This is a genomic window from Thiomicrospira microaerophila (assembly GCF_023278225.1).
Lineage (GTDB): Bacteria > Pseudomonadota > Gammaproteobacteria > Thiomicrospirales > Thiomicrospiraceae > Thiomicrospira > Thiomicrospira microaerophila_A.
This window is the reverse complement of record NZ_CP070959.1, coordinates 1,498,312-1,506,060: the sequence shown is the minus strand read 5'-3', so window position 1 is coordinate 1,506,060 and position 7,749 is coordinate 1,498,312. Positions and strand designations below refer to the sequence as shown.

General features: G+C 39.0%; 5 protein-coding genes. All 5 read left to right on the top strand.

The features are described 5' to 3' along the window. The first annotated feature begins 108 nt into the window (after positions 1–108). The 5 genes from JX580_RS07395 to JX580_RS07375 all read left to right on the top strand — a co-directional run bounded on the left by JX580_RS07395 (position 109) and on the right by JX580_RS07375 (position 7,746). Positions 109–1,770, top strand: a complete 1,662-nt coding sequence (locus tag JX580_RS07395) for a hypothetical protein (RefSeq protein ID WP_248849911.1) — start codon at positions 109–111, stop codon at positions 1,768–1,770. Between the two features lie 6 nt (positions 1,771–1,776). Next, complete coding sequence (locus JX580_RS07390) at positions 1,777–2,745, top strand: hypothetical protein (RefSeq protein ID WP_248849910.1); 969 nt, start codon at positions 1,777–1,779, stop codon at positions 2,743–2,745. An 8-nt stretch (positions 2,746–2,753) separates the two neighbouring features. Beyond that, positions 2,754–4,196, top strand: a complete 1,443-nt coding sequence (locus JX580_RS07385) for a UDP-N-acetylmuramoyl-tripeptide--D-alanyl-D-alanine ligase (protein WP_248849909.1) — start codon at positions 2,754–2,756, stop codon at positions 4,194–4,196. 140 nt (positions 4,197–4,336) lie between these two features. Continuing rightward, positions 4,337–5,908 (top strand): hypothetical protein, encoded by a 1,572-nt coding sequence (locus JX580_RS07380; protein ID WP_248849908.1) that lies wholly within the window; start codon positions 4,337–4,339, stop codon positions 5,906–5,908. 35 nt (positions 5,909–5,943) lie between these two features. Further along, positions 5,944–7,746, top strand: a complete 1,803-nt coding sequence (locus JX580_RS07375) for a hypothetical protein (RefSeq protein WP_248849907.1) — start codon at positions 5,944–5,946, stop codon at positions 7,744–7,746. Positions 7,747–7,749 lie beyond the last annotated feature (3 nt).

Here is a 7,749-nt window from a genome sequence, read left to right as displayed (position 1 = left end):
GTTAAACCTTATTTTTGTGTCAAAACCGGTGGCCTTAAAACCACCGGTTTTTTTATAGATTGTTTTTAGGGATAGTATAATCAGGCTAGTTAACTAAGGGTGATTGCTATGAGTTTGTCCGATTTATTAGTAGCCGCAAAAGCAGAATTGGATCTGCGACCAGAAACGGTGTTTGTTTGTAAAGGGCTGAATCAGCAGGTTTGTTTAGTTTTGTCGGTGACCGATGGGTCTGAGCGAGCGGTCGTTTTGCATCAAGTAGATCAGTCTGTTAACCAGGCCTGGTTATCCTTAGTAAAAAAAACACGCATGCTATTAGAGAAGAAAAAAATAGCGCCTAAATGGTTACGCATTGATTGGGTGGACCAGGTCTTTCCCAATACCTGGTCATCTTTGAAGCAGCATATTGAAGGATCAAAGCGAAACTATTTTCGTAAGGGTATTGCACTCGATGCTTCTTTTGAACATCTATTTCTTGAACAAGAGCTTAATGCCAATGCGATGCTTTACGGCGGCGCAGACATTCCCCATGCGGTGATTAATCAAAAAAACTTTGCGAGTTATGCTAAACAACGCTACCCCCATTTAACACTTGATTTTTCAGCCGATCATCCCGTTTTTAGTTTCACTACCCAGGCTATTTTTGTTGAAGCTAATCAACCTGTTCAAGCTTTGATTTCTAAAGGTCGGGATTCGGGGCGGCGAGTAATAGATCAACTTTCTCCCCCTGTAGTTGAAAAACTGATTGCTAATTCAAGTCAGTTTTTAGCAAAACAAGTTAAAAAAAACGGGCGGTTTGTCTATGGTATTCACCCTTGTTTTGATCGTCGTGTGAATAGTTATAATGCGTTACGTCATGCAAGTACAACCTATTCGATGCTAGAAGCTTGGGAAGTGACACAAAACCCTGACCTCAAACGCAGTATCGATCGTTCCTTAGACTATCTAACATCAACACTGATAAAGAACTACCGACTCGACAAGGGGCAAGAAGTTGCTTTTTTAGTGGATGTTGCCGATGAAATTAAACTTGGCGGTAATGCCGTTTGTCTTTTGGCGTTGGTTAAATATACCGAGTTAACTGAGGATGAGCAGTACCTTGGTTTGCTGGAGAAGCTTGCAAAGGGTATTCAGAGCATGCAAGATCAGAGTACAGGTCAGTTTTTGCATGTGTTAAATGCAACTGATTTGTCGGTAAAGCAAGCTTTTCGGATTATTTATTATGATGGTGAAGCCGCGTTTGGTTTAATGCGCTTGTATGGTTTAACTCGAGATGAGCGTTGGATAAAAATAGTTGAAAAAGCGTTCGACTATTTTATCGCAAAGGAACATTGGCGTATTCATGATCATTGGCTGAGCTACTGTGTTAATGAATTAACCATTTATCGTCCAGAGAAAAAGTATTATCAGTTTGGTATTGATAATGTTAAGGATCACCTAGACTTTGTAGCCAATCGGATTACCACCTATCCTACCTTGTTAGAATTAATGATGGCCGCGCATAAAATGATTAGTCGAATTCAAACTCAACCAGAGTTTGAGGCCTTGTTGGCGCAGATTGATTTGCCGCAATTTTATCAAGCCTTAGAAAAGCGCGCCCATTATCTTTTAAACGGTTATTTTTGGCCGGAATTTGCGATGTATTTTAAGCATCCGAATTCGATTGTGGGCAGTTTTTTTATTCGGCATCACTCTTTCCGAGTGCGGATTGATGATGTAGAACATTACCTGTCAGGCTATGTGGCTTATCTTCAACACTATATCAATAGGTAGCAAGCGATGTTGAATGGGTTATTACGTGTAATATGGGTAGGGGTAATTTGTTTAGTCTTAATAATGTCGCGTGGGGTTTATGCAACAGAGCCTCTAACAGATTATCCATCAAACTGTTTTCTTAAAACCAATCCTAATGCGGTATACGCTCATGCCTATGAACAGGATGAGTTTGTTATTTTTTACAACTCTGAGGGCGACAGTCGGCTTGTTGATCTTGAGGATGCCAATAATAATAAGATTCCTGATGTGTTAGAGAATATTATGATTCAACTGATTACGATGCGAGATACATTAGACTTTTTGGGGTTTAGGCATCCTTTTGATGGCAAGCGCTACCGCAAAGCCAACGCAGAAAAAATCTATATTCGTATGGCAAATATTAGGGGGAATGGACTGGCTTTTGATGAAGCGCATCAAGATTTGAAAACAGGGAAATGTGTATTGCTTATTACCTTGTCAAATAGTCTTTCGGCCAAAAATTTAACACCGGCTCATGAGTTATTTCATTTATATCAATATGGTTATACGATGTTTAAGCAGGCCTGGTTCCTAGAAGGTACCGCGCGCTGGTCTGAGGATTTATTGAGGTCGTCCGAGCACTATCCACAGGTTGAGCTACCTCAAACGCCAGCAGAGCTCGAAGCCTTTTTTCGCACATCTTATGGTGCGCTGAATGTTTGGAATTGGCTGTTAATGTCGGTTGATAATAAGGGCTTTATGGATTTGCCTAGTGAGCTTTTAGCACGACAGTATTTAGATGGTGAAGAGGTTATAGGTGATCAAAAAGCCTATGGTGTTGATTTTATGATTGCGGTGTTAGGTTTGTTAGATAGATTAGATAGCGAAATAAGTCGTGAGCAAGACTTGTCACCGATATTTTGGCCTGAAGCCTTTCAGCGCGATCCACAGCATAATGATTTGATATGGAAAAGTTTGTTAAATTTGTATCGTGACTACAAAACATTGAACTAGGATTTTGAATGATGACTGAGCGAATAATGGTTGAACGACCTTGGACTTTTGAAGAGTTGGCAGAGGTAACGACTGGGACATGGTATTCGAATACTGTTTCCACAAACTGTTTAATCGAGGGTGTAACTGTTTTAGCAGGACAGCATCAACCGAATAATCTAGTTTCGGTTCGTTCTTCAGATGAAAAGGGTGGTTTACCTCTCACGGTGTTAAAAAGCTTACATGCGAAGACCCCTGTCAAATACTTAATGTGCACCACACCGATGATGGATGAAGTTAGTGGTTTTAATCTACCGATATTGGTGGTTAAAAACTTGACCCAAGCTGTTATTGAGATAGGTACAGCCGCCAGGGTAAAGATGCGGGGTACGGTGATTGGTGTGACTGGCTCAGCAGGAAAAACTACCATGACAGCGATGCTGGCGCAGATGTTGAGCGTCTATGGCTCAGTGGTTTCCACTCAATTAAGTGCGAATTTGCCGTTTGGAATTGCTTGGAATTTGGCCAGTGTGAAACCGTCAACTGATTATGCGGTAATGGAAATGGCCATTGGTAACATGCTAAAAAATTCTAAAATTGTTCGTCCTGATATTGCGGTGTTTACCAATATTGGTGCTGCTCACCTTGAATATCATTCAACGACCGAAGACGTGGCGACAAAAAAATCTAGAATTTTTCAAGGAATGGCACCGGGGGGCTGGGCCGTTTTAAATAGAGACATGCAGCATTGGGAAATCGTCAGCCAATATGCGCAAGCAGCTGAACTCAATATTCTTAGTTATGGTGTGTCTGGAGAGGCAGATGTCAAACTGATTGGTTATCAAACGCAGACTGGTCAAGTTGATATTGAGTTAAATGGCATGCCCTTAAGCTATCATTTGACGGCCTTGGGTAAGCACATGGTTTTAAATAGCATGGCTTGCATTGCGGTCAGTAGCATTTTGTTAAGCCCCGCAGCTTCAAATAATATCAATCTTGCGCTTGAAGAACTTAATCGTTTTTCCGCTGTTGACGGGCGAGGTAAAGTCCATCATTTAACGATACAGAGTAAATCTTTTACATTAGTCGATGAGGCCTATAACGCCAATCCTTTATCGATCATATCAGCCATTGACCTATTTAAAACCTTCCCTGAAAAAACGACAAGTCGGGTTTTGATTCTTGGTGACATGTTAGAGTTAGGGCAGGATTCTGTAAAGCTTCACTTAGAATTAGTCCCTGTTATTGAATCATCAGGTGCGGATACGATTTATCTGTATGGTCAGCAGATGAAGCAAGTTTATGAATGCCTAAATAGAGAAAAAAATCATGTTTTTTATTTCGAAACACTCACTGCGCTGCAAGCTGAGATTTTAGCCAATTTGAAAGATAAAAGTCTTCTATTGATTAAATCTTCCAATGGCATGGGTTTGCATAAGCTGGTAAAAAATATATGCGATCTAGCCGAGTGAGTAGTCGCATAAAGTCTTACTTGGAATCAGCTTTAATCCTTGCTCAGCATAAAGCTTACCTTTTGATTCTAATTGTTGTTTTTTTTGTTGTATCTCAGGCTCTACTACTGTTAAGTTTGGTTTTGCCTTGGAAATTATTAGTGGTTGTGAGCACTCAAAGTGTACCGGCATCAATCAGTTTTTTTGATGCACTCAGTTTCAATGAAGTCGTTGTCTTTTTAATTGCCATAATTTGTATGGCATTGCTATTGCATATGGTTCTTTCTATTGCCATCGACTTTTTGGTTAAAGAGGGCGCGGATAGTTTTTTGGAAAAAAATAATAAGACAGGTTTGTTTAACAATCACCGTCGTGTCGCTAGAAAGCTTTATAGCAATATTTCGCTTTCTTTAGCCATTATCTTGTTTTGTTTTTTATCCGCGTTATTCTTCCTAGTTTTTTACCCTCTTATTCTGATCGCGATGATTTTTTATTCGTCGATTTGGGCATTATTGATATTTTTCAATCAACATGTCAAAGAATGGGTAACAGCGAACAATAGTTTTTTGCAAAAGCTATGGCTATATGGCGGTTTTATTTTTGTATTAGCCGTGGTTGTTTTTGACTTTATGTTAAGTGGTTTAACTCCCTTACTGCTTGCTTTTATAAGTCTGATTCTTGTTCGTCAAGTTCTGTTTTATTTAAGTGATTTGTTTTTAAAGGTTGCTAGTATTCATTCGAGCCGGGCTAATATACAGGTGCTGTTTACGCATGGCTTCTCTTGGGTTTCAGGTAATTATCAGCTACCTCAGTTAAAAGGGTTAATGTCATCGATTATTAATCCTGATACGCGAAATGAAGCGTTGAATCCAATAGTTAAGCAGTATCTATCGAGTCCTTATAGAATTATTAACACCTGGTGCAGGCCTGCTTACCAAGGAAAGCTCAATTATGTCAAAGTCAGTCTTGAACTTAATGACGGTCGTCAGATTCATTTAATGATTAAGATTTATGACTCGAGTTTAGAAAATAAAGCAGAGCATGAAAGAATGCTTTTACAAGCCAGCCTAGCCAGCCCACCTTTTCCAAGGCTATTAGCACATGGCAAAATGCATGAAGTTTTTTGGCAGATTCTTTCTTGGCCGGAAGGCTATAAGCTTCTAGGTAGTCGTGAACGAGGTTTAGCCTTGCCGAGTCTTCGGCAGCAATTAATGCAAATAAACCTGCCAACCGACTTGTGTTTGCATTCTACACGTTCTAGGGCTGATATTTTAAGTCGACTGAAACTGATAGATATTGATGCTTTAAGTGTTTACGCAACATCAGAAATTGAAAAGCAGGCTTGTGCTTTTATGATTGAGGGTTTATCTTCTATGCTTTATCATCTTAAAAGAATGCCAAAACAATTATTTCTTCCTATTTTGGTCTCGAAGTTTATGGCTGCTTCTTCATCTGGGGAGGTTTATATTTATAATGGGTCTGATTGGCAGTGGGATTTATTAGGATGTGATTGGCCGGTGGTATCCTTTTCGGCTTCACAGTTAGAGCAGACCGTGGCTAATGCGACAAAAGTCAGGACGGAGTTGGCTGGTGTTAATCCTAGAGATGTTAGGTTGGTTTCGTTGCTCTATGCATTTGATCAAGCTTATGCTCGACAGGATTTTTCTTCCGCTTTAAGCTTTATACAGCGAATTTATGAGCATGAAAAATCAACTTCTAGAGAGTTTGCTTAAGTTACAAGTAGTTAAATCTATTTCAGGTATTCAAAATGAAAAAACAAAGCGCACAATTCAAACAGCTAAAAAAAGCACACCAGCAGAAAAAACTAAATAAAAAGCAGTTTGTAGGTGATAGTGTTAAAAATGACCTTGATTTAACTGCCGCTAGAAAGTTAGTGTCGCCTTGTTTGTATGATGATCCGCTGGTGCCATTATCAAAAATCATTGAGCATCATCAAGCTAATATCCTAAGTAAAATAGGATTGCACCCAAGATTGGGAAACTGCAGTCTATTTTTTAGTTATTGTTCTGGCGAACAAAAAGCCAAGCAGCTCAATATAACTTCTTCTACACCGGAAGAAGCTTGGATGAGCTTGTTAACCACCTTGGAAAAAAAAGAAGATAAAAAACTAAGCCAAGTTTTTGTTCGATGGCTACGGCTGGATTGGATTGTTGAATCAAATGAACACACGTTTGTTGAACTGAATGCAGATATTCGAGCAAGCACAAATGGATTTTATACTAAAGGTATTTCGCTGGATCCATCTTTTGAATACGCCCTTTTAGAGTCGGAGTTGAATGCAAATGGTATCTTATATACGGGATCTGTGGACAAGGGGCACTGGCAGTCGGATCTTAATGAACTAAAACTTAAGACCTATGTACAAAAAAAATTCGGTAACAAATCTCCAGTTAAGTTTACTGATTCCACACTTTTCTATACCTTTAAAACATGCGGCTGTTTCATATCATCTAATACATTTTATGAAATTAGAGATGGAGGTCGATATAGAAACATCAAGCAGCTGGATGAAAAAAACCTTAAATATGTCATTTCTGCATCAAGACGGTTTCTAACTTCACAAATTCAACCCAATGGACGGTTTGTTTACGGTATTGTGCCGCAAGGAAATCGCACCTTTACTGGTTACAACGCAATGAGGCATGTAGGTGCAGTTTATTCATTGTTGGATGCATGGGCTGGAGAAGAAGAGAAGGTGTCTAAACAGAGCATTGATCTTGCTATTCAATACGCCATTAATAAATTGACTCTGAGCCTTAATATGAATGGAAAAAAATTAACTTTTTTGGTTGATGGAGATGAAATAAAAGCAGGCGGCATAGGGCTATGTTTATTAATGCTCGTTAAATATACTGAACTAACCGATGATCTACGCTATGCTGAGGTTATGGAACAATTGGCAGAAGCCATTTTATTTATTCAGCAACCAGACGGAAGTTTCACTCATGTACTCGATGCCAGTACTCTTGAGGTAAAACAGGCTTATAGAACGATCTACTACGATGGAGAAGCAACATTTGGATTAATGCGCTACTACCAATTAAATAAAGAGCAACGTTGGCTGGATGCTAATATAAAAGCGTTCAATTATTTTTGTGAAAAAAACCATTGGAAAGCGCATGACCACTGGTTAGCCTATGCTTTAAATGAAATCACGAAATATGTTCAGGACGACCGCTATTTTGAATTAGGTTTAAAAAATGTATTCAAACATCTTAACTTCATCCTAGAAAGAGAAACCTACTACCCAACATTAGGTGAATTGGTAATGGCTTCTTATCAGCTTATTAAACGAATTGAAGCTATTCCAGAAAAACAACATCTGCTCGAAACTTACGATATGGATAAGTTTCACCGTGCACTTGAGTATCGTATGCACTACTTACTTGAAGGATTTTACTGGCCTGAAATAGCCATGTTTTTTGACACACCTTTCAGAATAGTGGGTTCTTTTTATTTGAGACATCACGAAATGAGAACTCGAATAGATGATGTGCAACATTATTTATCGGGATATGTCGCTTATAAACGTTACTATAAGAATACTTAAGTG

Bases quoted from the DNA above. Each gene is read 5' to 3' on its own strand.
- JX580_RS07385 (WP_248849909.1), top strand. From the start codon at position 2,754: ATGATGACTGAGCGAATAATGGTTGAACGACCTTGGACTTTTGAAGAG.
- JX580_RS07390 (WP_248849910.1), top strand. From the start codon at position 1,777: ATGTTGAATGGGTTATTACGTGTAATATGGGTAGGGGTAATTTGTTTA.
- JX580_RS07375 (WP_248849907.1), top strand. From the start codon at position 5,944: ATGAAAAAACAAAGCGCACAATTCAAACAGCTAAAAAAAGCACACCAG.
- JX580_RS07395 (WP_248849911.1), top strand. From the start codon at position 109: ATGAGTTTGTCCGATTTATTAGTAGCCGCAAAAGCAGAATTGGATCTG.